General features: G+C 34.3%; 22 protein-coding genes and 4 pseudogenes. 14 read left to right on the top strand and 12 right to left on the bottom strand.

Annotated elements, in window-relative coordinates:
• Positions 1 to 221 precede the first annotated feature (221 nt).
• Complete coding sequence (locus tag ADG03_RS07370; protein WP_049473221.1) at positions 222 to 1,232, top strand: DUF1002 domain-containing protein; 1,011 nt, start codon at positions 222 to 224, stop codon at positions 1,230 to 1,232.
• 266 nt (positions 1,233 to 1,498) lie between these two features.
• Here ADG03_RS07370 and ADG03_RS07365 read toward each other — a convergent pair whose 3' ends face one another.
• The 4 genes from ADG03_RS07365 to ADG03_RS07350 all read right to left on the bottom strand — a co-directional run bounded on the left by ADG03_RS07365 (position 1,499) and on the right by ADG03_RS07350 (position 5,892).
• Positions 1,499 to 2,737 (bottom strand): tyrosine-type recombinase/integrase, encoded by a 1,239-nt coding sequence (locus ADG03_RS07365; RefSeq protein WP_007521706.1) that lies wholly within the window; start codon positions 2,735 to 2,737, stop codon positions 1,499 to 1,501.
• Positions 2,737 to 2,931: a DUF3173 domain-containing protein gene (locus tag ADG03_RS07360; RefSeq protein ID WP_049473220.1), complete on the bottom strand. Its 195-nt coding sequence runs from the start codon at positions 2,929 to 2,931 to the stop codon at positions 2,737 to 2,739. Before ADG03_RS07360 ends, ADG03_RS07365 begins: the two co-directional genes overlap by 1 nt.
• Before the next feature lie 259 nt (positions 2,932 to 3,190).
• Entirely contained in the window at positions 3,191 to 4,552 is a 1,362-nt protein-coding gene (locus ADG03_RS07355) for a hypothetical protein (RefSeq protein WP_007521710.1), read from the bottom strand.
• Between the two features lie 329 nt (positions 4,553 to 4,881).
• On the bottom strand, positions 4,882 to 5,892 hold the full coding sequence (locus tag ADG03_RS07350; RefSeq protein ID WP_007521711.1) for a site-specific integrase: 1,011 nt from the start codon (positions 5,890 to 5,892) through the stop codon (positions 4,882 to 4,884).
• Between the two features lie 866 nt (positions 5,893 to 6,758).
• Between ADG03_RS07350 and ADG03_RS07345 the strand changes: the two genes are divergently transcribed.
• Positions 6,759 to 7,115 carry a hypothetical protein gene (locus ADG03_RS07345; RefSeq protein WP_007521713.1) on the top strand — a complete coding sequence of 119 codons (357 nt, stop codon included), beginning with the start codon at positions 6,759 to 6,761 and terminating at the stop codon, positions 7,113 to 7,115.
• A 125-nt stretch (positions 7,116 to 7,240) separates the two neighbouring features.
• Here the strand turns inward: ADG03_RS07345 and ADG03_RS07340 are convergent.
• Positions 7,241 to 7,573, bottom strand: a pseudogene (locus tag ADG03_RS07340) (IS30 family transposase); the annotation flags it as partial.
• Between ADG03_RS07340 and ADG03_RS07335 the strand changes: the two are divergent.
• The 12 genes and pseudogenes from ADG03_RS07335 to tnpA form a co-directional block, all read left to right on the top strand.
• Positions 7,568 to 8,305: pseudogene (locus ADG03_RS07335) on the top strand (ATP-binding cassette domain-containing protein); the annotation flags it as partial. The pseudogenes ADG03_RS07340 and ADG03_RS07335 sit on opposite strands and share 6 nt — an antisense overlap.
• Before the next feature lie 326 nt (positions 8,306 to 8,631).
• A pseudogene (locus ADG03_RS07325) lies at positions 8,632 to 9,272 on the top strand (peptidylprolyl isomerase).
• A 9-nt stretch (positions 9,273 to 9,281) separates the two neighbouring features.
• Entirely contained in the window at positions 9,282 to 10,367 is a 1,086-nt protein-coding gene (locus ADG03_RS07320; RefSeq protein WP_007521724.1) for a toprim domain-containing protein, read from the top strand.
• A 50-nt stretch (positions 10,368 to 10,417) separates the two neighbouring features.
• A complete protein-coding gene (locus ADG03_RS07315) occupies positions 10,418 to 10,651 on the top strand; it encodes a DUF5965 family protein (RefSeq protein ID WP_000152422.1) in 234 nt (77 codons plus the stop codon).
• Complete coding sequence (locus ADG03_RS07310; protein ID WP_007521728.1) at positions 10,648 to 11,031, top strand: DUF5945 family protein; 384 nt, start codon at positions 10,648 to 10,650, stop codon at positions 11,029 to 11,031. The genes ADG03_RS07315 and ADG03_RS07310 overlap by 4 nt, the downstream gene beginning before the upstream one ends.
• Before the next feature lie 38 nt (positions 11,032 to 11,069).
• A complete protein-coding gene (locus ADG03_RS07305; RefSeq protein ID WP_007521731.1) occupies positions 11,070 to 11,345 on the top strand; it encodes a hypothetical protein in 276 nt (91 codons plus the stop codon).
• Between the two features lie 81 nt (positions 11,346 to 11,426).
• A complete protein-coding gene (locus tag ADG03_RS07300) occupies positions 11,427 to 12,059 on the top strand; it encodes a DUF3990 domain-containing protein (protein ID WP_007521733.1) in 633 nt (210 codons plus the stop codon).
• Positions 12,050 to 12,277: a hypothetical protein gene (locus ADG03_RS07295; protein ID WP_007521736.1), complete on the top strand. Its 228-nt coding sequence runs from the start codon at positions 12,050 to 12,052 to the stop codon at positions 12,275 to 12,277. The genes ADG03_RS07300 and ADG03_RS07295 overlap by 10 nt, the downstream gene beginning before the upstream one ends.
• A gap of 152 nt (positions 12,278 to 12,429) precedes the next feature.
• Positions 12,430 to 12,570, top strand: a complete 141-nt coding sequence (locus ADG03_RS11890; protein ID WP_239667201.1) for a helix-turn-helix domain-containing protein — start codon at positions 12,430 to 12,432, stop codon at positions 12,568 to 12,570.
• 55 nt (positions 12,571 to 12,625) lie between these two features.
• On the top strand, positions 12,626 to 12,907 hold the full coding sequence (locus tag ADG03_RS11885) for a hypothetical protein (protein WP_007521739.1): 282 nt from the start codon (positions 12,626 to 12,628) through the stop codon (positions 12,905 to 12,907).
• Positions 12,907 to 13,679, top strand: a pseudogene (gene pezT, locus ADG03_RS07285) (type II toxin-antitoxin system toxin PezT). Before ADG03_RS11885 ends, pezT begins: the two are co-directional and overlap by 1 nt.
• A 127-nt stretch (positions 13,680 to 13,806) precedes the next feature.
• Positions 13,807 to 14,202, top strand: a complete 396-nt coding sequence (gene tnpA, locus ADG03_RS07280) for an IS200/IS605 family transposase (RefSeq protein ID WP_371106497.1) — start codon at positions 13,807 to 13,809, stop codon at positions 14,200 to 14,202.
• A gap of 431 nt (positions 14,203 to 14,633) precedes the next feature.
• On the opposite strand, the gene ADG03_RS07275 is transcribed toward tnpA, so the two are convergent.
• From ADG03_RS07275 to guaA, 7 genes are all read right to left on the bottom strand, one after another.
• Positions 14,634 to 15,809: an MFS transporter gene (locus ADG03_RS07275; RefSeq protein ID WP_007521749.1), complete on the bottom strand. Its 1,176-nt coding sequence runs from the start codon at positions 15,807 to 15,809 to the stop codon at positions 14,634 to 14,636.
• Positions 15,793 to 16,908: an ATP-grasp domain-containing protein gene (locus tag ADG03_RS07270; RefSeq protein ID WP_007521752.1), complete on the bottom strand. Its 1,116-nt coding sequence runs from the start codon at positions 16,906 to 16,908 to the stop codon at positions 15,793 to 15,795. The genes ADG03_RS07275 and ADG03_RS07270 overlap by 17 nt, the downstream gene beginning before the upstream one ends.
• The gene (locus ADG03_RS07265) at positions 16,905 to 18,110 is read right to left on the bottom strand and encodes an ATP-grasp domain-containing protein (RefSeq protein ID WP_007521754.1); all 1,206 of its coding nucleotides are present in this window, start codon (positions 18,108 to 18,110) and stop codon (positions 16,905 to 16,907) included. The genes ADG03_RS07270 and ADG03_RS07265 overlap by 4 nt, the downstream gene beginning before the upstream one ends.
• 2 nt (positions 18,111 to 18,112) lie before the next feature.
• Positions 18,113 to 19,198 carry a hypothetical protein gene (locus ADG03_RS07260; protein WP_007521756.1) on the bottom strand — a complete coding sequence of 362 codons (1,086 nt, stop codon included), beginning with the start codon at positions 19,196 to 19,198 and terminating at the stop codon, positions 18,113 to 18,115.
• Positions 19,179 to 20,063: a GSCFA domain-containing protein gene (locus ADG03_RS07255; RefSeq protein WP_007521758.1), complete on the bottom strand. Its 885-nt coding sequence runs from the start codon at positions 20,061 to 20,063 to the stop codon at positions 19,179 to 19,181. Before ADG03_RS07255 ends, ADG03_RS07260 begins: the two co-directional genes overlap by 20 nt.
• Positions 20,056 to 21,633 (bottom strand): helix-turn-helix domain-containing protein, encoded by a 1,578-nt coding sequence (locus ADG03_RS07250; protein WP_049473219.1) that lies wholly within the window; start codon positions 21,631 to 21,633, stop codon positions 20,056 to 20,058. The genes ADG03_RS07255 and ADG03_RS07250 overlap by 8 nt, the downstream gene beginning before the upstream one ends.
• 370 nt (positions 21,634 to 22,003) lie before the next feature.
• Complete coding sequence (guaA, locus tag ADG03_RS07245) at positions 22,004 to 23,569, bottom strand: glutamine-hydrolyzing GMP synthase (protein ID WP_049473218.1); 1,566 nt, start codon at positions 23,567 to 23,569, stop codon at positions 22,004 to 22,006.
• Between the last annotated feature and the right edge of the window lie 60 nt (positions 23,570 to 23,629).

Raw genomic sequence — 23,629 nt, 5'->3', positions numbered from 1 at the left:
ATTGGCTCTTTTTTTAAGCTGATCAGTTCTGCCTCCAGTTTTTAGGGAAAATAAAAATGTCATGCATTCTTAAAAAAACTGTAAGCTAGTTTTAAGAAATCAACTGTATAATAAAAATCGAAGTGGGTAAACTCTTTATTTACTTCTTTTTTCATCTCTAGTGAGGTGAGAAAAGTAATAAGAGATGCCCAGAGTTGATTTGAGTTAGAAAGAAGAAAAAGATGAAATTAAAGAAGATTGCATTGTTTGTAACGACGACTTTAGCCTTGTTTACCGCTGTCCCTCGGGTTTCTGCAGATAACAATGTGCAGAAAGTCATCGACGAAACCTATGTCAAACCAGACTATGTTTTGGGCTATTCACTAGACCAAAGTCAAATCGAACAAACTTTGAGTCTCTTGAACTACGATAGTTCGAAAGATAAAGAAGAGTGGAAGACCATGACACCAGAGGTTTATTCTTCGATTATGAACGTTACCAACGATGATAGTTTGGAACTTTATTCCTCTGTTAAAATTCAAAAATTAGGCAAAAATAAGCCACTAGAAGTCAATATCGTGACGCCTCAAAACATCACCAAGGTCACTGCAGATATGTATCGTAATGCAGCCGTTACACTTGGATTGGAGCATGCTCAAATTACAGTAGCTTCACCTATCCAAGTGACTGGAGAAAGTGCTTTAGCTGGGATCTATTACTCGCTTGAGAAAAATGGTGCCAAAGTTTCTCAAGAAAGCAAAGATCTGGCTCAAGAAGAGTTAAAGACTCTATCCGGGATCAATGAAGAAAACGCGGGAAAGAAAAACTTCGATGCGGATAAGTTAAACGTAGCATTGACCGACATAAAAACGGCAGTAGCCAATGCCAAACAGAACAATCAGGATTTAAGCAAGGATGATATTCGAAAGATCGTCGAAGAAACCCTTAAAAATTATAAGCTGGATACAACTGTGACAGGCGACCAGATTAATTTGATTGTTAATTTCGCAGTGAACCTTTCAAAGAGTAGCGTCATCAGTAGCAAAAGCTTTACTAAAACTTTGTCGGATCTGAAAGATAGTATCGTAGACAAGGCAGGCGATACCTTTAACAATATCAATCTCAATTTTGATACCAATGCTATTCTAAAAGACAGTGGAAATTTCTTCACAAATGCGTGGAATGCCATTGCCGGCTTCTTCGGAGCCATCTGGAATGCCATTGTCAAATTCTTTAGTGGTTTAGTTGGCTAAAAATAGCAGGAAAGCACTCTTGACAAGAAGTCAGAGTGCTTTTTGTGTGCGATTAGCTATTTTTAGAATGGCTAAATTCTTATGTTAAGCTCACGAAGAGGGTCCCGCGGACCTTTAACTCGCTCTATTGTTTTAAAGCTCATGAAAAAAAGGTCCTCCGGACCTTTTTTTATTCCCACTCAATGGTTGCAGTCGCCTCAAAAAGCTTTATAGAACAGGCTTTTCAAGGTGTTAATTGTTTTTTGGTGGGGTTTTTGGTGGGAATGTTATTTTGAAATTGATTGATTCCCGTTGAAATGTACTAAGCTAGAAGATGGGAAAGAAACATTAATAATTCCGACCATTTCATTAGTGATAGCTTCATCAGCGCCATCCCATAGATGCGAGTAGTGTTTCAAGGTGATTTCAGGAGAAGAGTGTCCTAAACGTTTTGATAGAATAAGTACATCAGCATTTAATTCATTAATTAGCAGCGATGCATGGCTGTGCCTGAGACCTTTCGCTTGGATAGGCTTTACGTGAGCAATCTTGGCGTACCTTTTAATAATCCTTGAGATTGTAGATTTCAACATAGGTAAGCCATCGTATGAAAAGATAAAATCGTTCTCGTGTCCTAGTCCAATCTTTTTTTGAGCTTCACGCCATTTTTTTAACACATCAATAGTATCTTTATCTAAACTAATCATCCTTCTTCCGTCTTTAGTTTTCGAATAGGAATTACGTGTCCATTCTTTTTTGTTTTTAACAATAAGCATATGATGAACTCGTAGGCGTTGCTTATCAAAGTCAACATCATTCCATTGAAGGGCACAACCTTCATTTACACGTACGCCAGTCATGAAATATACCCAAATCATCACGAAGTTTAAATGTTCATATACATCTTCAATGTAAATTTTCGAAATAACAGCTTCAAATTCGCTCTTAGTCCAATATGGGACATTACTTTTTCCTTTAGGAATTGCATTAGATTGCTTAGAAATGTTTTTTTCCACATATCCCATTTGCAAAGCATAGTCCAATGATTTCCTAAACATGCCAAAGATGAGGCTAGCATATCCTTGTGAATATCCGGCACCATCCTCATCTTGACTAGTCAGTAACCACGTGCGAAACATCTGAACTTGTTCAAGGGTTATCGAACGAAGCATGGTGTCACCAAAACGATCACAAAGCTGTAAAAGATTTTTCTCTCGCACTGAAAATGTACTGTGCTCAACTGTTGTTCTATAGTATGGAATATAATGGTCTTCCATAAATTGCCGATATTTCATACGGTAGTTAGAATAACCTTGAGATTGATGATATTCATGTTTCAGGCGAGTTAATTCTTTATAAGCATCTGAGGCCGATTTAAATGGTTTTCCATGCTGATCTACCCTAGATTTCTTTCGTACACGTTTCCCAGTAACTCTATCTCGACCAAATTCGGTTTGAAGAAAATATTTTCCGTCTTTATCAGAATATACTCCAGGAAATTTTGTTTTCTGTTGATATTGTGGCATTATCCCTCCTCGTGAAGTGAAACACCCAGAATTTCTTCAACAGCACTGATTGGGACGTGCCCTAAACGTCTATTATTATAAAAGGCATACCCCTTTTGTACCATAATTTGCTTAGCTTGTCTAATGATTGAAACCGCAGTATAGGGATTGTAACCCATATTAATCAAATCCTCTTTATTCATTGTTTGTTTCATAATTAATAATCCTCTTGAATTTTCTAAATTTTATTGCGATAATAGAAAAAGGTAATAGATATTATTACTGTTATTTTTTGAGTTTGTTTCTGATACCGGCCAAAGTTTAGAAACAAGCTCTTTTTTGTTCTAAAAAATTCACACATATCTATTTCCTTTCTCAAATAATCAAACGAAAACTGTGTACATATAAATACATGTTTGTTGTTGTATCAAGGTTTACAGCCATAAATGTAAAAAAATTATTATTTAATTTGCTTTATTTTTTATTAATATCTAAATCTACATCAGGGAATTCTTTTAAAACATGGTTTCTAATTTTATTCTTTTGATTTCGAGTATTAGATCTTATAGTTTTATTTAAAATTTTATTTCTATAATCTAATGAATAATCTTTTAAAACATGCTTAAATGTATGAGTCGACTTAGCATCTTTATGACATCCTAAACCTTTTTCTTTAGCAACTTCTAGTGATTCATAAAATAGTTTAAATATATCTCGAACGTGCCAAGTAATCATTAATCCGGTCTCGTTTTTTTCAAAATATTTTTTTTCACTATTTTGGAAGGAGTCTATTATTGTTCTTTTGGTTCTACCTTTATTTTTGAAAGGAGCAATATTCGACAATGCTATAATTTCTTCGTCTAACACCAAAGGAGACAAAAATCTAAGAGAATGATTATTTACTTGATTTAAAAGTTCTTTAATATAACTTTTAGGACCGTATTTGTTATAAACATCTTGAATCACTTTTTTAGTTTTTGCACTTGATTCTTCAATTAACTTTATGTACACATTTATTGTTGAATGAAGTTTTGTTTCCAAATATTCTATCAATTGTGCATCATTCAGTAAATCTAAAGAATTGGTTCCCAAAAATTTTTTAATTTTATTTTTCTTTAATACTAGTTCAAATCTTTGGACATTAATATTATCTAGTTTTGAACCATTTCTTCTGATTTGTCCTTTTCTTTTTGCTTTTTCAATTTTATCGTAAGTAACGGTTAATTCTTCATTACTAATCTTACAACTCAAAATTGGATAGTCATAGTTGTTCTTTTTACTTTTCTCATTTCCAAAATTTGGAGGGTATCCTGATGAAAGACATTTGTGTAGAAAACTTCTGAGCTGTAAGTTTGGAGTTTTATCAAAGGCAATTGTATAAGCAAGTTCCATTTCGAGAAAGAGGGCAGTCGAGTAAGTAATCAAAATACCGTAATTATTTTTAATAAAATCGATTGCGTTTGCTAATCTACTTTTAATCCCCTCAATACCAGCCGTTTCGATATTTAACCCCCCATGAATTAATTCAATGTAACAGTACGATGTTTTAAAATTTGATTCATCAAAAGAAATAGTGATTTTCCCGAAAAATTCTGATTTAATATCTAAACTAAGCAACTTTCCATCTATAGATGTCTTTAAGTTACAAGTACTATCATATTTTAAATTCTTTATTTCTTTACACTCTAAAGAAAAATCCTGTAGGGATAATTTACATTTATCTATTCCAGCAAAACAAGGCATTGATGAGAAAGCCTCTAGTATCTTTTTTTCATTCTCAATTTTTACTTCTAAACGTTTTTGTTCTTCTTCCTGTGTTAATTTTCTTCTAGCCATTCGATTAAATTCCTTTCACATAGTATTTTGATAAAGTATGTTGTTTGGGGTAAGATTAAAAATTTTTTCTTTTTATACCCCCTATTCTTTAGTATGCCAGGAACTTGTTCAAAAACCCTTTTTTTTTCAAAAAAAATAATGAAAAAATGAAAAAAATTTTTTTAAAACAAAAGAACTTAATGTTTGATTGTTTGAAAAACGCGTAGTGATAATGGTTTGAAGAAAGAAGTAGGTTCTTATCTACTTTATTTTTCATTTAGATTAAGAATAAAGATGTGAAAAAAATGATTTTAGATTTGATACACTTAAAACATTACAAAGTAAGTTTATTAGTTTGCTTGTGCGATTAACTTATATGCATACGATTTTTGAAATTCTTCTGGTCGATTGTGTCCGAGAGCACGCGATACAATTAAGCTGGCCTTTCGATCCAGGACGACTCCCCTTAATTCTCCTCTTAGAAAAATTTTTTCTTTTTTATCTTTGATATCTTTGGGATCTCTCGCGACAAGAAGATAAAGACGTTTTGCGTATTCAGCACGATATTTATGAGGTTTTAAAGCAGATGGAACTTGAAACACACGCTTTTTACCAGCTAGCTTAAACTCCTCAACAAGCCTCTCTAATTCTTCTTTGTCTCGTGTGATAATCGGAACCCAACGATCTCTAGCTCCTTTTGTTTTATGCTTTTTACCAATGATTTTAAGATAATATCGGCCATCCTCACGTTGGTAGAGTGAGTCACCAGTAATTGCTTTTAGCTCATTTTTTCGTAGTCCAGTGGCAGATACGATTGAAAACCATCGATTATTCGTTTCTTCAGACATTCTATCGTCATTAGATTTTAAGCGATTATTTTTTTTGTTGGCTCGATATCGAATATCTGTTGCAATAAAAGCAGTAGAAGATATTCCTAAAACTTTCGCCAATGCTGCTTTATAGGTTGACTGAGTAGGAGCAGAAAGCCCTGATTTTTTACAATGTTCTAAATATTGATTTACCAAGTCAATCCATCCCTCTTTATCGTTAGATTTATCAAGAGCTTCTAACTCTTCGGCAGTAGCTGTTGTAGCAACAAAGGAAGCAAATCGGCTCCAGGAACCAGCGTAGTTATGAAGAGTTCGGTCGGTATGGATTAAATGAATGTCCTCTCCCGTTTTTTTGGATTCATTTCGCTTGATACCCTTTCCTTTTTTAAAGCGCGTGACTAGATTAGTTAGTCCTTTTGATTGGACGAATTGTTTACGGCCTTCGAAAGTAGTTAGAGAACCCATCTGTTGTTTCTTAGCTTTCTCTTTGGCTTTTCGTCGATCAGCACGACTACGTCTCTTCTTTGCCATAGTTCTTTCCTTTCTATTATAGATAATGTGCTTTTAAAGAAGGTCTTAAGAAAATTCTTAAGGTCTTTTTTAATTCAAGTTGAAGTAGTGCAGTGACTTAAGCTTATATTCACTGATGTAGTATCTTCCCTGTGCTGAGGGCGCTTCTTAATTTATGGCTAAGAAGATAACCAGGCCATTTTACAACATGACAAGTTGACTCAATTCAAATAAAATGTAGAGTTCCACCTTACAGATAAAAATCTGTTGTTTTTTCTTTTTACTCTTTTTCAGGTTTAAATGCTTTGAATTTAGCAACTGAGTTAAGCTAGTTTTTTGTATTCTATTTTTAGACTTTTATTATTTACTTTCGTTCTTATACTTTTATACTTTCCTTTGTTATGATCAAAAAATTTTTTTACTGCTATTGACATTACTTTTATTATCTATACATTTATTTTTTTAGTTAGTGAAATACAAAAATTGGTTCTTTCTTAACTCAGCTTAAACCTGCTATTTCCACGATAGCTACCTCCTTTTAAATATTAAAAAAAACGTAGCTATTTAGTTACGTCTCTACTTAATCAATCTTTAGATATCTATAGTATGCCATAAATTGATACTTCTAAAAAACAAATTTTTTCTTTTTTGTGTTATACGGTTTTATTTCGGACTGAGTGTTTAGCGTGACTTACACATACGTTTCTGTCAACGCTAAACACACAGATAATTAGAAGCACAAAAAAATGGGGAATGTGAGAAAGAAATAAGTCTACAAAAGATTCAATAAGCAAAACAATACATTTATCTTTTTTAAAACTTTTATTTTTATTATTATAAAAAAATGGCATACTCTAATTATAATAACATTTAAGGAGGAAACAACTATGTTTCTTAAAAATTATACCATCATTAGTCATATTCTCTATAAAAATCGTCGAGAATTCGAAAACACATTTGATTGCTATCCTAAAAAGACAGTGTATGAGTTCTATATTAGGGAGTCTGCAGGAGAAATGAAAATTAGACAAAAAGAACATAATGCAATTCATGTTAGCTTGTATTCTAATAAAAAAAGAAGTTACGTTACACTTTACTTAAGAAGTTTTACGCCAGAGGATTTGGTGGCGATTATGAATTCTTTAATCAAGCAGAAGAAAGAACTTGGATATGAAAGATTAATTTTATTACTTTCAGAACTCACAAATGATCAATCTTTAAGTTTACTGATGAAGTTATCCTAAAATGAAATAAACACACTGGGATGAGTATCTCAGTGTGTTTTTGTGATAAAATATAGTAGATTAATAAATGAAAAGTACATATTTTTATAAATGATAAATTGCAAGAATAAGTGCAACATATACTTGAACTCATCCTCTAGAGCTTCACAAGCAGTTATGTAAGCTAAACATTTTCGTGGTCGGTGATTGATATCATATAAGGCCTTGTTCAAAGCCTCATCAGAGATAGTGGCTAAATCTGTTTTCTTTGGGAAATATTCTCTTGGTAAGCCATTTGCGTTTTCATTGCTTCCTCTCTGCCAGGATGAATAGGCGTCCGCAAAGAAAAAGGAAATTCCTAAGTTCTCCACCAGAGGATAGCAGGCAAACTCTTTTCCCCTGTCTGAAGTGAAGGTTTTAAGAGCCTCTTTTGGAAATAGCCTACAAAGTTGTTCGATAGCTGAAAACATGGCTTTGGCTATATCACTGCTTTTTCGGAGCCAATTCAGGAAATCCTATACGACTTGCAAATGCTGGAGTCGGTCAAACCTGTGGTGCAAAGTTTTCAAGCAATTGTCAGCCGTCCGTCCGCTGTTCAGGCACCTCAGATGTCTTTCGAGACCCTGATGCTAAACCATATCACCAAGCGACTGGGGGAGTCTAGCTTGACTATTCCCCACGTTGAAATTCGCAAGGGGGACAAGATTGCCCTCATCGGCGAAAATGGTTCTGGAAAGAGTAGTCTGCTCAATATTTTAAACGGGACTGACCGAGATTTTCAAGGTGAAATCTCACTTGATCATCTCCCTGTTCATCAACTCTGGGGAAAATTTGGTATGATTTTGCAACAGGAGCACACCTTTATCTCATCTTATGAAAATAATGTCACTATTTTCAAGACTTTTGAGGCTAATTTTAGGGATGAAAAGTTTGAAAAGATACCACCCCAGTCCCTGTCAGGTGGTCAGCAACAGCACATGTATCTCAATCGGGAGAAAAATCGTCATAGTCCGCTAATTATCATGGATGAGCCTTTTTCTGCTTTGGATGCCAGCCAATTTCAAAAGGAATTAGACAAGGTACTTAGCTTATCAAGTGCTGTCGTCCTTACACTTCACCGTCAAGAAAAGATGCTATCACGCTTTGATCAGATTTGGGAAATCAAGGATAGGGAGTTGGTTGTCGTGAAAAGAGTTCTAAAACATGACTAACATAAGTTTTTCACAAGTTCAAAAGAGTTTTCATAAGAATAAGATTTTGGCTATTCCTGATTTTCATCATCTATTATCTAGTCATGATAAAACTGATCATACGCTTTCAACACATTTCGGTTTTTTTGGGGGTATAAATACCGTGCGCTTGTTTTACTCAGGCCTCGTTTTTCCCGTGGTAAGCTCGGTGAATTTGAGACAATTATTTGATAGTATTATAAAAAATTAAGGATCTTTTTTCAATGTAGAGTCCTTTTTCTATTGTGATACTTTTTCAAGATTTATCTGGTATGCTTGACCTAGTTTTTATAGAAAGAAGGTCTAAGATGTTAAATAAAGTCAAAACTAAAGCCTTAATTAGTGTTGGAGCAGTAGCCGCAACTAGCTTTATTCTCATGATGGGATATACTGTTGGTCAACATTCCACTGCTAAACAAAGTCGCAAAGAAATCGAATTGACTGCAGCTAAACTTGTAGAGGACAAACAAGCAGAAGATAAAGCCAGAATTTTGTCATCGGATACTGTAAAAGAATTTTTGACTCAGTACTATACGAAAGAAAAGCTCGGAGAAAATAATACACGCATTCAACCTTATATGACTGAATCGGCTTATTTTCAAGAATTGTCAAGTCAAAATGATGCCATGAACCAAGTGTATAAGGATTATATTTTGGATTATCATTTTGAAAAAGCAGATATCTTGTCAATCAGACTACGAATCAAGCTATTGCCATGGTCTCTTATAATGTAACCTATGTATCTGATTTAAAGAATGCCAACCAATTAAAGACTAATCAGACAGAAACAAGAACAGTTAAGTTATCCTATTCTAAACTACCAGGTAAGTTATTGGTCAATCAAGTGCATGTTTGGAAATCTGGGTTAGATGATTTGGATAAGGCCACTCCCAAAACTTTAGAAGAATCCTCATCTGTTCCATCACTGCCAAATACTACAACAAAATGATGATATTGCATGGAAATAGAAGAATGTAAGCAAATTTCAATTCTTGATGTAGCCAATCGTTTAGGTATCTCCTTTAAACAAGTTTCGAGCAGTGTCTATGAACATCCTGAACACGATTCATTCCGAATTTTTTCGAATACCAATACTTTTAAATGGTTTTCAAGAGATATTCAAGGTGATGTCATTGATTTTGTTCGACTTGTTAAGGGAACTTCCTTTAAAGAAGCTCTAACTTTTCTTTCTGAAGAACCTTTTCAAAAAGAAGCTGTTCAAGAAAATAGAGATAGACCATTTTATTATCCTTTAAAGAGAATAGAAGATTCTAGCTGTAGTCTGGCTAGATATTATTTAACAGAATGTAGAGGAATCTCAGAAGAAATCGTACAAAAGATGATTCAACAAGGTTTGATAGCACAAGCCAGTTGGAAAACAAATGAAACTGTTGAACCTGTTATTGTTTTTAAAAGTTTTGATCATCGTCACAAACTGCAGGCAGCAAGCTTACAAGGGATTTATAAGAATCACTCTCTTCCTAGAGAAAGGTTAAAAACGATTTTAAAAGGAAGCCATGGACATGTTGGAATATCCTTTGACATTGGTAAACCAAATAGACTGGTCTTTTGTGAATCGTTCATCGACTTGATGAGCTATTACGAACTTCATCAACAAAATCTATCTGATGTTCGTTTGGTATCTATGGAGGGATTAAAAAGGTCTGTTGTTGCTTATCAAACTTTACGACTGATAGCTGAAGAAAATCAGAAGTTGGAATTTTTAGATACAGTAATACCTTCAAAGTTATTGCCTTTGATCAATACAATTCGTGATACCACCAGCTATTTTGATAATCATCCAAATTTATTGACACTTGCGGTAGATTGTGATGATGCAGGAAAAGATTTTTCTGATAAGTTATATCAATCAGGATTTCCTGTTTTCCTGGATTTCCCTGATAATGAATCTGGGAAAGAAAAAGTAGACTGGAATGATGTCCTTAGAGAAAAGAAATCAGATTTACAATTGATGATCGAGAATGCAAAAGAGACATTGAGGAATCAATCAGTAAGACTAACCTCTCAATGTTTAGAATTGTGATAACAAAATCAAGATGTTTTAGCTAATATTAGAATGAAGGAGGATCGTATATAACCATTATTGAACGCTTAGAAGAAAAGGTCACTAGGCAAGAAAGCAAGGTAGCAAGAGAGACAGAAAAACTCGCTGCTTACAAAGAGCAACTGGAGACAGCGATGTTTGCGACGTTCAAAAGGCGTCAAAGCATTAGTCACATGAGTTTTGAAGAAGCTCTTGACCATGCCTTCGGTAGAGAAAGACAATTCGATGATTCTGAATTTAGAAAGGATGAAATGAGTGAATGACAAAAGATTGGAATTTTAATCAACCATTAGAAAGTAAATCAGAAAATCAAGAAGATCCAGATAAAATTGCGGCCTTATTTGGAAATCATCAAGGAGGTAATGATGTAAATTATGAAGCAGCTTTTCAAAAGCGCAAACAAGCACCTATGACGAAATCAAATTCTAGTTCTAAACCCAAAGTTACAGAGGTTAGAACCGGAAAAGAGACAGATATCACTACAAGTTATCAGCAACATCTTAAAAGACTTATTGCGGATAACAATAGCGATATTCAAAGCAGTCAAAAGAAAATTGAAGAGCTACATACGTTGATTGACACAAAGAATAAAGACAATAAGAAATTGCAGTCAATTTATGATGCGATTTCCGAATTACACTAAGCAGTCCTGATAGGCTGCTTTTTTTTGAGAGGTTATAGATGTTTACAACATTTTTTAAGAAAAATCACGACAATAGTGATGTATTTAAAAAGCTGATTCATAGACTATCTGATATGTCTGTCCAAGATCTTGAAAAAATAGACCGACTGCTAGATATCATTTTTACTCCAGATCAAGGATCAGAACAGATAAAAACAGAATCAACTTATAGAGAAGAAACTTTGGACGACACATTAAAGGAAGATAAGAATCAACTTTATAAGGAACAATTGGAGAAGAATTTAGAGAGGTTTAGGAAAGATGGAAGAAAGTGAATAGTTTCATAAAATTTTCTTTTACTTGAATAAAGTCTTGTGTTATACTTTTAGTATAGACTAGAGAAGGAAGTAAATATTTTGGAGTTGACTACCAAGCAGGAAAAGCAACTAGGTCAGACGCAGTGGTTTCATGCTACATTATTGAGACATTTAGAATCCTTAAAAAAAGGTATCAATGTTCAATTTAACTTAGGGAGTGAGCTAGATTTTGGTCCTGGTTTCTATATCACGCCTGACTTTGAACAAGCTAGAAAATTTATTAACAAGCAAGTTGAAGTATTAAATCGAAGCACCTCTAATAATAATATTTTTGACTCAGAAGAAGAAGTAGGAATTATAGTAGAATTTCGTATTTCAAATTTTATAGAAATTTTTAAGAACCCTGACTATCATTGTCACTATTTTGCAAAACATAAAAAGTCAGAGTCAGATTTAGATTTTGCGGAATTTGTCTTTCAAAATCGGGAAAATCCAGATTCATTACAACACCATTTTGATTTTATCTATGGTGTTCAGACTGATGACAATCCAACCCAAGCTTTAGCTCGTTTTCGTCAGAATGAAATTACAAAAGAAGAAATGCTTGCTGAATTTAGAAAACCATATTCTTTTAAACAATTATCCATCCACAACCAATCTTTTTGTGATATAATGAAAATAGAGAAGGTTTATCAATCAAAAACAGGAGAGGAGTTACAAAAATGGCAGTAGTATCATTGGAAAATAATATTAAACTATATAGTTCAGAATTATTTCAAGCACTATTAAAAGCCTCTAATTATAAATTGGATGAGCGTATTGCTCAGATTGTTGCAGAAGGCTATGCTCGTAAACTAGATTATTCTGATCCTGAACTGATGCATGTTGGTGTAACTTCGGTTGCTAACAATCTGCTTACAAAAATTAAACAAGAGTATTTTAATGTATAGTATTTTGAAAAGCCACCGCAAAAGGAATTACTCTTTAAGGTGGCTTTTTTAGAAGTAAAGTTTAGGCTAGAAAAACAAGAAACAACGCACCAAAATTGGTGCGTTCTGCTTTTTTATGCTATAATGAAAGTTTAAAAATAAAGGAGTTTGCCATGATTGGAAAGAACATAAAGTCCTTACGTAAAACTCATGACTTAACACAACCCGAATTTGCTCGAATTATAGGAATTTCTCGAAATAGCTTGAGTCGTTATGAAAATGGAACTAATTCAGTCTCTACGGAGCTAATATAGACATCATTTGTCAAAAGTTTAATGTATCTTATGTAGATATTGTAGAGAAGATAAAATGCTAAATCCTGTTGAAGATTATGAATTGACTTTAAAAATTGAAATTGTGAAAGAAAGAGGTGTTAATCTATTATCTCGACTCTATCGTTATCAAGATAGTCAGGGGATTAGCATTGATGATGAATCTAATCCTTGGATTTTAATGAGTGATGATCTATCTGACTTGATTCATACGAATATCTATTTAGTAGAAAATTTTGATGAAATAGAGAGGTATAGCGACTATTTCGATGGAATTGAACGTATGTTAGAGATATCTGAAAAACGGATGGTAGCCTAATGGAAATTCAAGATTATACTGATAGTGAATTCAAACACGCTTTAGCACGGAATCTTCGTTCTCTAACAAGAGGAAAAAAGTCCAGTAAGCAACCCCTATAGCGATTTTGCTTGGAGGGCAAAGTGGTGCTAGCAAGACTACAATTCATCGTATTAAACAGAAAGAATTTCAAGGAAATATTGTTATCACAGATGGCGATAGTTTTCGTTCTCAGCATCCACACTATTTAGAACTTCAGCAAGAATATGGCAAAGATAGTGTAGAATACACCAAATATTTTGCAGGTAAAATGGTAGAGTCTTTAGTAACAGAATTGAGTCATTTGGGATACAATCTTTTGATAGAGGGAACTTTACGAACGATTGACGTTCCAAAGAAAACAGCACAACTCTTGAAAAGTAGGGGATATGAAGTACAATTAGCAATAATTGCGACAAAGCCCGAATTGTTCTATCTGAGCACCCTTATCCGATACGAAGAACTGTACGCTATCAATCCAAATCAAGCACGCGCAACTCCAAAAGAACATCATGATTTCATTGTAAATCATCTAGTTGATAATACACGACAATTGGAAGAACTGGCTATCGTTGAAAGAATTCAAATTTATCAACGAGATAGAAGTTGTGTATATGATTCAGGAGAAAATACAACTTCAGCAGCAGATGTTCTTCAAGAGTTACTGTTTGGGGAGTGGAGTCAGGTAGAGAAAGAGATGCTTAAAACTGGAGAAGAAAGATTGAAAGATTTAACTAATCGAAATGGTTGTTAGATCTTGAGTTTAAAAATATAGTCTACTTATAACTTTTGTTAGTTGTTCAAGGTGGGCGAAAATTTTTTAGAACTAAAAAACGCATAGTCTCAGGTGTTGAAAAACTTGAAATTATGCGTTTTATTATGTGACTATTAGTCCGACTCGCTCCGCTAGGTGCGAGACAAAAAAAATCACTCGCTATGCGAGTGCGCGTCGAATGTTATGCCAAAAAAACTCCGAACTCGATACAATAAAGGTGTTCAAGCCAATGTTAGGAAGTATTCCACCGAGGATAAGTGTTTCGAGTTTCATGGGTTATTTAAAAGGTAAAAGTACACTTAGGATGTTGGACAGGCATACCAACCTCAAGTACAAGTTTGGGAATCGGCATTTCTGGGCGGAAGGTTATTATGTGAGTACAGTAGGGCTTAATGAAGCCACAATTAAGAAATATATTCAAGAACAGGAAAAGCATGATATAGCACTAGATAAATTAAGTGTAAAAGAATATGAGGATCCCTTTAGGGATAGTGGTAAGTAATACTAAAGCCGCCTCTTTGAGAGGCAAGTGACGAGTCAAGAGCAATAAGGCTTGAACAACGTGAAAGCCAGCGACTTTAGGCGCTGGCTGGTAATTTGGGCTTATAGCTCTGGGACAAACCACCCGTTAGACGGGTGGTCATGATTATAAGAGCGATGAGTTATAAATATTTTGAAATGAGTTTATTTTCCGTTAGAGTGGTAGTATCTTATGATTAAATAGATTTCAATAATTCTTATAATTTTTCAGATGGTTGATTGTTGAAAATCTTTAAAGAATCTTCATTTGTTAGCTTTATATCACGTGTTAAACTGATTGTAGGCACTATCCTATCTCCTATCACTACTTAAATTTATTATAGCTTATTTCAAAAAGATTTTCAATTTGGAATTGAATAATCTTCCTAATTTTGTGCTGCGTAGCTGGATGATTTAACTTTTTTGGTAACTCTTATTAAGTGCTAGTAAACTGATTATATAAATCAACAGTTGAACAATACCTATATATTGAAATATTTGCCAATTTTTAAAATCAATCCATGATGCAAACATAGTTCCGAAAGGAGCAAAGATACCACTAATAGTGAATATGATGCTAAAAATGCGTCCTAAGAAATTGGAATCTATAGAAACTTGGAGATGTGACATTAAATTCACATTGAACATTGAAACAGTTGTAGAGAACAGAGAAAATAAAATCAATAAGATAATTTGCGAGGACTGAAAAAGATTAATAAGTATTAAGGAGACTGCACCTGGCAATAAGAAATGAAGAAAGTATCTCGGTTCAATTTTTTTCTTGTTTAGACTGATGATAAGAGCTCCTATGATACTTCCGATAGATTGAGAAACGAGAATATAGGCAAAAATTTGATGAAATTGAGAAAACGTTGCTGTGAATGGAAGATAGAAGGAATAGATCGCATCTAAGAAGTTTAGAAAAGCGGAAGAAATTAAAATGGTTAGGAGTGTTTTGTCTTCATAGAGGTAGGTAAAACCTTCTTTTAATCCAGTAAAAAATTTTGATTGGATAGTATTATGGTGATGTAAAATGTGAAAACGATATTCACACAAAGCTGAAATAATAAAAGAGAAAGAGTTAATCAGCATACCATATCTAAATCCAAATTGATGGATAACAAAGACGGAAGCTAGCGGTGCTCCAACTCCAACAATCTCAGCCACTATTTTAGAAATAGAGTTATAGGTAAAGATTCCATCGCTGGAAAGAAGGTCTTTTATAATAGCCTTATAAGCTGGGCCGTTAAAACTAAATAAAATAGCCAGTAATATATTGACAACAACCAATATCCAGATATTTTGCGGATTATAAAATAAAAATAGTAAGAAAGTTGCAATTGCAGCAATCACATCTGTTAGAATGAGCATGCGTTTTCTATCGCTAAAATCAGCAACATATCCTGCAAATAGATTAAATAGTAAGCGAACAATGGATTCGCTAGACTGATAAAGCATCATAAAGAATGAGGATTGAACGGTAAGGTTTGCGATTAATAATTTATTGGCATAATCAAAAATAATATTACCCAAGTTTGTTGTTTGTCCCCTGATAATCAGTAGTAGGATATTTTTATTCTCTTTGTTCATACTTATATTCCTCAAGTAGCTCGTTTATGAGTGTAAATTCCTTCTCATTCTTTACACTAGTAGTGATGAGATAGCGTAAATCATCTAGTGAATGAGCAGGGCAGTTTATCTTTTCAGGATATTCTCTAAAAAATTCGATAGGGATAGGGAGCTTTGGAGGAGCTTGATGATGGCCATTCTGAAAAATAGCTAAAGTCAGTGCAATTTTACTGGGCGATGTTGGAATCTCTGCTGGTATAGAAACACTATTTATAAGGTTCCAGTAAGTATCTAGGATATCAATTTGAAATGCACATTTGATAAGCAAAGGAATATTTCCTCCACCAAACCGCTTTCCAATTTCACAAAAGCTTACCTCATCAGTAGTGGAGTTATAAAAGAACTCTGCATGGAAAGGATGTATTTTCTCAGTTCCTAAACTGTCCAATACTTTTTGGGTCTCAGTTTTTAATCGTTGAATGAAGAGGGGATTATTATAGTGAGAGTTTGTACGGACGATATTGATGAAGGTTGTTTTAATATCTAGGATATTTCCTATATATTCATGTGTAAAAAAGTATTGGATTTTTCCATTAATAGCTATACCATCACAAGTAAACATGGTATCAAATTGTTCCTGACTTTCTAAAAGAAAATTCTCAGCTGTATAATACTCTGGTATTTGAGAGATAATATGAATATCTTTGCCAGAAGCTTCACATCTAGGTTTAATCAGAAAGGTATTAGGAAGAATATCATTTGGGTTCAATAGTTGAGGCTGACTGATTTGTTCACTCAGCTGAGTGCGCATGATTTTCTTGTCTTTATAAGTATAAGCGATTTTCCAAGCCTCTTCATCGGAGGTAAAAAGCGATTTTAAGATACCGACAATATGCATGAGTCCTTCATCTAGTGTGAAAATATCCTCTATGTTCTGTATATCTTTGAAAAAAAAGAGTAGATTAATTTGACTAAAATCATCTATACAAAAAATTTGGTTCTTTAAAAATCCAACTGAAAGATAATTTTTTTCTTGTCTGCTAGGACAGATAATACCTAAATTTTCGTTTGCTTTAATACCAATACTTGCAGGAGAAAAGCGATAAATAAAATATTTCATTTTTTATACCTCGTGTTTTCTAACACCCAAGTCTCAGCTCCTAAGAGATTGTTTTTTGTTTCTCGGAATGTTGAACCATGACAAGAAAAACCGACAACAGCATCTGCACTGTGAAAAGCAGAATGCAACTGTTTACCAATTTGCGTGTAAGTAATATAGTCAAAGATAGAATACTGTTCTTTTATCGTTTCCGTTAGTTCTGGGAGTTGTTGGATGACTCCTTCCATTTTGGCAGTTAGGAGCCAGCCAGTAACTGGAAATACGGTTGGAAGTATGGGTAAGGTGTCACTACAGATGGCTGTCAAGAGAAGCTCAAGAGGATTGTAGGTCAGTTTATATTGTAGATTTTGACGAATCCGTGCACCACCAATGCGTGAAGCAATTTCCAAAAAAATGATTTCGTGTCCATCGTAAAACACCTCTAAGTGAAAAAGAAATGTTCCATTGGGATAAAGTCCATGGCTTAGTGTAGAAGCATAGTCAACAAGCTTATTGAACTGTTCTGAAGTATGGTCTAAGGAAACCGCTGCAGCTGAGATACCTTTTTTAATGAGCAAGGGATTGTAGATATATTGGGAAGGTTCACAGTAGATGATATTCCCCTGATAAACAAAGCCATCTATGTGATAGACATCTGCATAGATGTATTCTTGAACAAGGACAGTCTTATCTTTCCAAAAATGATCAGAATGAAAGGAAACCAAATCAGTCTCTCTCTTTAAATGAAAAGTATCAACAGAACCAGCTCCATCCAAAGGTTTTAGAATAATATCTTCATGTTCTTTGAAAAAGTTTTTCAATTCCTCATAAGATGAGATTTTCCGGGAATGGGGGATTTTAAAACCTAGTTCATTAACTTTCTGTGTCATTTTACTCTTATCACGGAAAGTTTTAGCTTGACTGACTGATTGTCCTTTAATATGAAATTGTTCTCGTAATTCTGCAGCCAATACCATATCAAACTCATCTAAAGCAACAATCGCATCGAAATGAGATCGTTGTAGGATTCCTTGTGAGGTTTCTTTTCTCTTTTCAGGATAATGTTGGGTAGTAACTAGAGTGACATTGGTTGGTTTATTCGTTTCAAATGATTCTACTTTGCTATCATCAATCAGGAGTGTATAGTGATGATTTTTGGAAAGACAAGAGTAAATATCGGTGTAAGTTTCACGATAGGGGTGTAAGATAAGTAATTTTGCCATGATTATTTATAACTTTCTATTGGATTTTGATAGAGGTTTTTATGCGAATCTCTATAATAAGCAAAGTTGCTCGGCAATTCAGGTAGTTTGTAAGTGGGATCAATCTGACTTTTGTAGAGTTTATAAGGGATCCCTAATGTTTGATAGGCATAGTCTGCCCCCATTGTATCCCTATTCTTTTTGACTTTCTTTAACGCTTTATTGATATTTCGAGAGTATTCCTTGTATTGTTTTAGTAATTCGATTTTAATCGATGGAAACTCATTAAAAATAAGTTCTACTGAGATGTTGTGAATATCACACTCTAAAAAAATTTCCCTAGCTACCTTTTTTAGGGCATAGCTGTGTCTATGATTGCCAAATTTTCCAATTTCTGGGAATAAAAAGTTTAATGCTTCTAGTTGACTGATGAAAAAATGTGCTAGTTCATGGCTATTAGAAAGTCTATATAACCTATTGTAGGTAGCCAGAAAAGTTTGTGACTCGTAAATAGACTTAGCCTGTTCACGAATCATATCTAATCGTAAAGGAAAGAAGACACTGTCTAATTGAGACTGAAATCCTCCTTGAAAATTGATTAGAACAAAATTTGCTAATGTTACCAAACCATCGTGGTAATTACTACAAATTTTAATGTAGTAATGATTCCCTGATAAAGGAACATGACACTGAAGTCGATTTTTATCAATTTCGATAATGTGATTAGTAACGTTGTACAGTTGACCAAGGATATCAGTCATTTTTGGACATATAATATAAATGTTATCGAAAGGAATCCATTTATTTAAAAATTTTGTGATAAAGGTTTCAATAATTTGTCCATATTTCTCTTCATGGAAGGAAAATAAACTAATTAAAGTTTGGCATGGGGTAGAGATAGGGTTTACTAAGTTAGCAGGGTAGACATTTCGGAAACAAACTTGTTCTTTTACATATAAACCATCTTTCTTTTCTTTAAAATACTCTAGCTCATCTTGAATGGGTGAAAAAGTAAATAAGTTCTTTTCTTCTCTTATCAAAGGCGATGATGGGAGAGTCTGAGCTTTAAAGATACGTTGTAAATCGTCACTATAAGTATTCTTTGCCATTGATTTTACCTCGGCTATCGACTTTGTTGATTGCAAATGGTTTGTTGGGTATATCTAATAGATAATCCTTGTTAATTTCTTTTACAATGTGTTTAGATATATCTGCAATTAGCTTGACAGAGGGATGTCTTCCATCTTCTTGGAAAGGATGATTATTTTTTTCGACATAGTATTTGAATAGTTCATATTCAGGAAAGTAATAGTCGTCCCCTAATTCCATAATGGCTTCTTTGATAATACGATAATTTTCAGTCGTAGCCAAATGCAGATTATGAAACTTTTCAGAAGCTTTAAGAAGTACATAGGGAATTGAAAATTGAATCTTAATTTTAGGGTTAATAAGTTGTACAACTCGCATAATTTGTTTAGCAAAATTAAGTATATCGTCGGACGATAGATAGACATTCTTAATTTCAGGATTGAGAAATTGATTCTTTGGAAGTCTATTCATAATATGGTTGACTTTAGACCACATTTCAACAGAACCTAGAGATAGTATTAATAAATCTGACTCAGTTAGTGCTGTTTTGACATAATTGTCAATGTTTAAATTTTGATGTAGAACAGCTTCGTAACTTTCCGACTTATTCCAAAAACGAATTTCATCATAGAACACCTTTTGTTTGGAATCTATTAAAATATGATGATCCAATTCAAGTGCAATAACTTCTAAATCCTTTAGCAAGGAAGGAGCATTAAAAATGGTCTCGTAAGGAGAAAAAGTTTTAATTTGACTGTTGGAAAAATAGTCAATACCGAGTGATAAATTTCGTGCTGTACATGCTCCTAAGAAGCATATTTTTTCAGGACGATAAGTTAGAAAATATTTAGATTCATTTGATGAGTAAAAATGTAAGCTATCCATATAGTTCACCATCATATCCTAGAATATTTAATATGGTTTGAATATTACCGAAGCCACGCATAACTTGGTCAAAGTTTAATAGCACAGCGGATTCAATATTTAATTGTACTATTCCCATCAATATCGCCATTCCAGCGCGTATATCTTTGAGATTGTATGTGTTGGATTGATAATTCGTGAGTGATAATTTGTCTAGTGTTTTTAAAGCACCATTATCTAATACTTTAATTCGTATACCTAGCTTCTCTAATTCAGCCACATGACTGGCTCTATGAATAAAAACTTCATCAAATAGAATGGAAGATATATTATGAGATGCTAGAAATTCTGATACAATGGGACCTAAATCAGTGGTGATAAATGGTGCAGCACCTAATCTTAGAAATTCAAAATACTCGGTTTCTATTTGAAATACTTTTTTGAATTGAATTGTGTGTTTATCTTCAATAATTTTTAATCCTAATTTTGTAAAAAGTTCAATGTAACTTTGGGGAATATCTTTGATAAGTATATTATCGAAAATGATATTTTCTAGCTCATCCCAGAATAGTAAAACATAGGATATAAGCATAGACATATCAGGAGGTAAGGTTATTTCAGTATTGACTATATCAATAGAATCTACTTTAGGGATTAAAATTTTATCAGATGTTAAATATTCTACAGTTCGATTAGTAGCTGATTCTAGTAATGTAATGAGGTAGCACACAGTAGGGTCTGGTGAAAGTCCGTTGATTCTAATTTCATTTGGATAAACATATGCCAAACTAATAGCATTGAAGAAAGCACCAACACTTTTACTCCCATCAGCGTAACAATTCAATGTGATATTTTTATTTAGTAAGTCATTTTTCTCAGAATAAAAGATTTTATTCTCTTCGTTATAGGTGTAGTTCGCTACGGTGGAGAGAATGTCAAGGTGTAAGTCAATAGGTCTAAAGCAAAAGTCATCTCCTCCAGGGAATGTGAACAACAGACGATGATAGCGATAGGTCAAAGCTGAGATAATACCGATGCTGGCTCGACTAATTTTATTAAGAGAGATGATGTCTTTAGGTGTATTTGTAGATTGGATTTCAATGGTGTCTTCACAGGTATATGAGTCAGACCAATGATTATTCCCTAGTTCATACAAAATATTTAAAAAGTCAAAAGCAGTGGGACAATTTCTAATAACTAATTTATGCTTATTCAGAAATAAGCTAGACAATAGAATATGAACACCAATAACTTTATCACCTTCAATCTTGATGTGATTTTTTAGAGTGGTAGAATTTTTACCCTGACTTTTCTTTTGCAATTTCATATTAAAGTGCTTAGGTAAAATGTCATCTGCTGTTTTAGAGAAGCTTTCTTTAGTCAAAGAACTTGGTTGATTTAAACTAACTTCTAAATCTTCGAAGGATATTTCTAGTAGTTTTGCATAAGCTATTAAGTCTTTAACATTGATATCACGAGAGCCATTTTCCCAGTTTGAGATAGCCTGTCGGCTTAGTTTTAATTGATTTGCTACAAATTCTTGAGTAAACCCCATTGATAATCTACGCTGTTTTAAAAAGTCACCAATCATAGGCGTATGTCTCCCTTATGTTAATTTGGTTATTATTATACTCGTATAAAATAAAATTTCAAGAATTTTCAGGCAACATTTTGTTGCGTAGCATGATGATCTAATATCTTCTGTAAATGGGGCGTACTTGTTTATGTCTAGGAGGACTGATGCGTCAGTTCTCCCGTTTTTATTTATGTGACTATTAGTCCGTCTCGCACCTAACGGAGCGAGACGGACTGAAAGTCACATAATATAAAAAAGCCTCACCAAAAAAAATTCTGGTGGGGCTTTTGGTGGGGAACCAATCAATTTTGACTGATTTTTAACCTTTTATAATAACCTAAAGTGCTGTTAAAACAACCATTTCACTTCAAATCATGTTTATAAATCATTCCCACTCTACAGTTGCAGGTGGTTTACTTGTGATATCGTAGACAATGCGGTTTACGTGGTCAACTTCGTTTACGATACGGACTGAGATTTTTTGGAGAACTTCCCATGGAATCTTCGCAAAGTCAGCTGTCATTCCGTCGATAGAAGTGATAGCGCGGATAGCGATAGTGTAGTCGTAAGTACGACCATCTCCCATAACACCTACGGAACGAACGCCAGTGTTAACTGTGAAGTATTGCCAGATATCGCGTTCAAGACCAGCTTTAGCGATTTCTTCACGAAGGATAGCGTCTGATTCACGGACAGTTTCGAGTTTTTCTTCAGTGATTTCTCCCATAACACGGATGGCAAGACCTGGACCTGGGAATGGTTGGCGCCATACGATGTGGTCTGGCATACCAAGCTCTGTACCAAGGGCACGAACCTCATCCTTGTAAAGAGTGTTAAGGGGTTCGATGAGTTCAAACTGCATGTCTTCTGGAAGTCCACCAACGTTGTGGTGAGATTTAATAGTTTGAGCAGTATCAGTACCTGACTCGATGACGTCTGTATAGAGTGTTCCTTGAGCAAGGAATTTCACATCTTTTAGTTTGCTTGCTTCATCGTCAAAGACATAGACAAATTCGTTCCCAATGATCTTGCGTTTTTGTTCGGGATCAGACACACCAGCCAATTTATCAAGGAAACGTTTAGCAGCGTCTGCTTTAACAATGTTCAAACCAAATTTGCCACCAAGCATCTCCATAACTTGATCTGCTTCCCCTTTACGAAGAAGACCGTGGTCTACAAAGATACAAATCAATTGATCGCCGATTGCTTTTTGGAGAAGAACCCCAACAACAGAAGAGTCAACACCACCTGAAAGGCCAAGAAGGACACGTTTGTCTCCGACGGTTTCACGGATTTTTTTGATCTGCATGTCAATGAAGTTGTCCATGGTCCAGTCACCTTTAGCCCCACAGATGTTCAAGGCAAAGTTACGCAAGATATCATAACCGTGAACAGAGTGACGAACCTCAGGGTGGAATTGGATTCCGTAGATTTTCTTGTCTGGATTTTCAATCGATGCAAAAGGACAATCGGCAGAAGTACCAGTGCGGATAAAGTCAGACGGAATTTCTGTAACAGCATCTCCATGGCTCATCAAGACTAATTGTTTGTCTGGTGTATCCGCAAAAAGAGCAGAAGTTTCTGTCAAGCTGAGTTCAGATTGACCATATTCACGGTTACCAGCATCACCTGCAGGAACGACCTTCCCACCCAATTTATGGGTCAATAATTGCATCCCGTAACAGATTCCAAGGATTGGAATACCGAGTTCGAAAATTTCAGGATCGATATCAAAAGAACCTTCCTCGTATACAGAGTTTGGTCCGCCTGAAAGAACGATCCCGACTGGATTGATTTCACGAACTTCATCAGCAGAAATCTTGTGGCTCTTCAACTCTGAGAAAACACCAATTTCACGAATCCGCCGTGAAATAAGCTGATTGTATTGGCTACCGTAGTCAAGCACGATGATTTTTTCAACATCATGCAAATCAGTTGATAGGTTTGTCATCTTATCCCCTTCTTAAAGAAATTTACTTTCCTCTATTCTAACACAAAAGCCTTGTCTTTA

The organism is Streptococcus parasanguinis (assembly GCF_001069785.1).
GTDB classification, from domain to species: domain Bacteria; phylum Bacillota; class Bacilli; order Lactobacillales; family Streptococcaceae; genus Streptococcus; species Streptococcus parasanguinis_T.
Note: the sequence above shows the minus strand (reverse complement) of the source record. Positions and strands in the feature narration are given on the sequence as shown.

Excerpts from the sequence above, each read along its gene's own strand:
- ADG03_RS07370 (WP_049473221.1), top strand. The coding sequence starts at position 222 with ATGAAATTAAAGAAGATTGCATTGTTTGTAACGACGACTTTAGCCTTG.
- ADG03_RS07365 (WP_007521706.1), bottom strand. The coding sequence starts at position 2,737 with ATGCCACAATATCAACAGAAAACAAAATTTCCTGGAGTATATTCTGAT.
- ADG03_RS07360 (WP_049473220.1), bottom strand. The coding sequence starts at position 2,931 with ATGAAACAAACAATGAATAAAGAGGATTTGATTAATATGGGTTACAAT.
- ADG03_RS07355 (WP_007521710.1), bottom strand. The coding sequence starts at position 4,552 with ATGGCTAGAAGAAAATTAACACAGGAAGAAGAACAAAAACGTTTAGAA.
- ADG03_RS07350 (WP_007521711.1), bottom strand. The coding sequence starts at position 5,892 with ATGGCAAAGAAGAGACGTAGTCGTGCTGATCGACGAAAAGCCAAAGAG.
- ADG03_RS07345 (WP_007521713.1), top strand. The coding sequence starts at position 6,759 with ATGTTTCTTAAAAATTATACCATCATTAGTCATATTCTCTATAAAAAT.
- ADG03_RS07320 (WP_007521724.1), top strand. The coding sequence starts at position 9,282 with ATGGAAATAGAAGAATGTAAGCAAATTTCAATTCTTGATGTAGCCAAT.
- ADG03_RS07310 (WP_007521728.1), top strand. The coding sequence starts at position 10,648 with ATGACAAAAGATTGGAATTTTAATCAACCATTAGAAAGTAAATCAGAA.
- ADG03_RS07305 (WP_007521731.1), top strand. The coding sequence starts at position 11,070 with ATGTTTACAACATTTTTTAAGAAAAATCACGACAATAGTGATGTATTT.
- ADG03_RS07295 (WP_007521736.1), top strand. The coding sequence starts at position 12,050 with ATGGCAGTAGTATCATTGGAAAATAATATTAAACTATATAGTTCAGAA.
- ADG03_RS11890 (WP_239667201.1), top strand. The coding sequence starts at position 12,430 with ATGATTGGAAAGAACATAAAGTCCTTACGTAAAACTCATGACTTAACA.
- ADG03_RS11885 (WP_007521739.1), top strand. The coding sequence starts at position 12,626 with ATGCTAAATCCTGTTGAAGATTATGAATTGACTTTAAAAATTGAAATT.
- ADG03_RS07275 (WP_007521749.1), bottom strand. The coding sequence starts at position 15,809 with ATGAACAAAGAGAATAAAAATATCCTACTACTGATTATCAGGGGACAA.
- ADG03_RS07270 (WP_007521752.1), bottom strand. The coding sequence starts at position 16,908 with ATGAAATATTTTATTTATCGCTTTTCTCCTGCAAGTATTGGTATTAAA.
- ADG03_RS07265 (WP_007521754.1), bottom strand. The coding sequence starts at position 18,110 with ATGGCAAAATTACTTATCTTACACCCCTATCGTGAAACTTACACCGAT.
- ADG03_RS07260 (WP_007521756.1), bottom strand. The coding sequence starts at position 19,198 with ATGGCAAAGAATACTTATAGTGACGATTTACAACGTATCTTTAAAGCT.
- ADG03_RS07255 (WP_007521758.1), bottom strand. The coding sequence starts at position 20,063 with ATGGATAGCTTACATTTTTACTCATCAAATGAATCTAAATATTTTCTA.
- ADG03_RS07250 (WP_049473219.1), bottom strand. The coding sequence starts at position 21,633 with ATGATTGGTGACTTTTTAAAACAGCGTAGATTATCAATGGGGTTTACT.
- guaA (WP_049473218.1), bottom strand. The coding sequence starts at position 23,569 with ATGACAAACCTATCAACTGATTTGCATGATGTTGAAAAAATCATCGTG.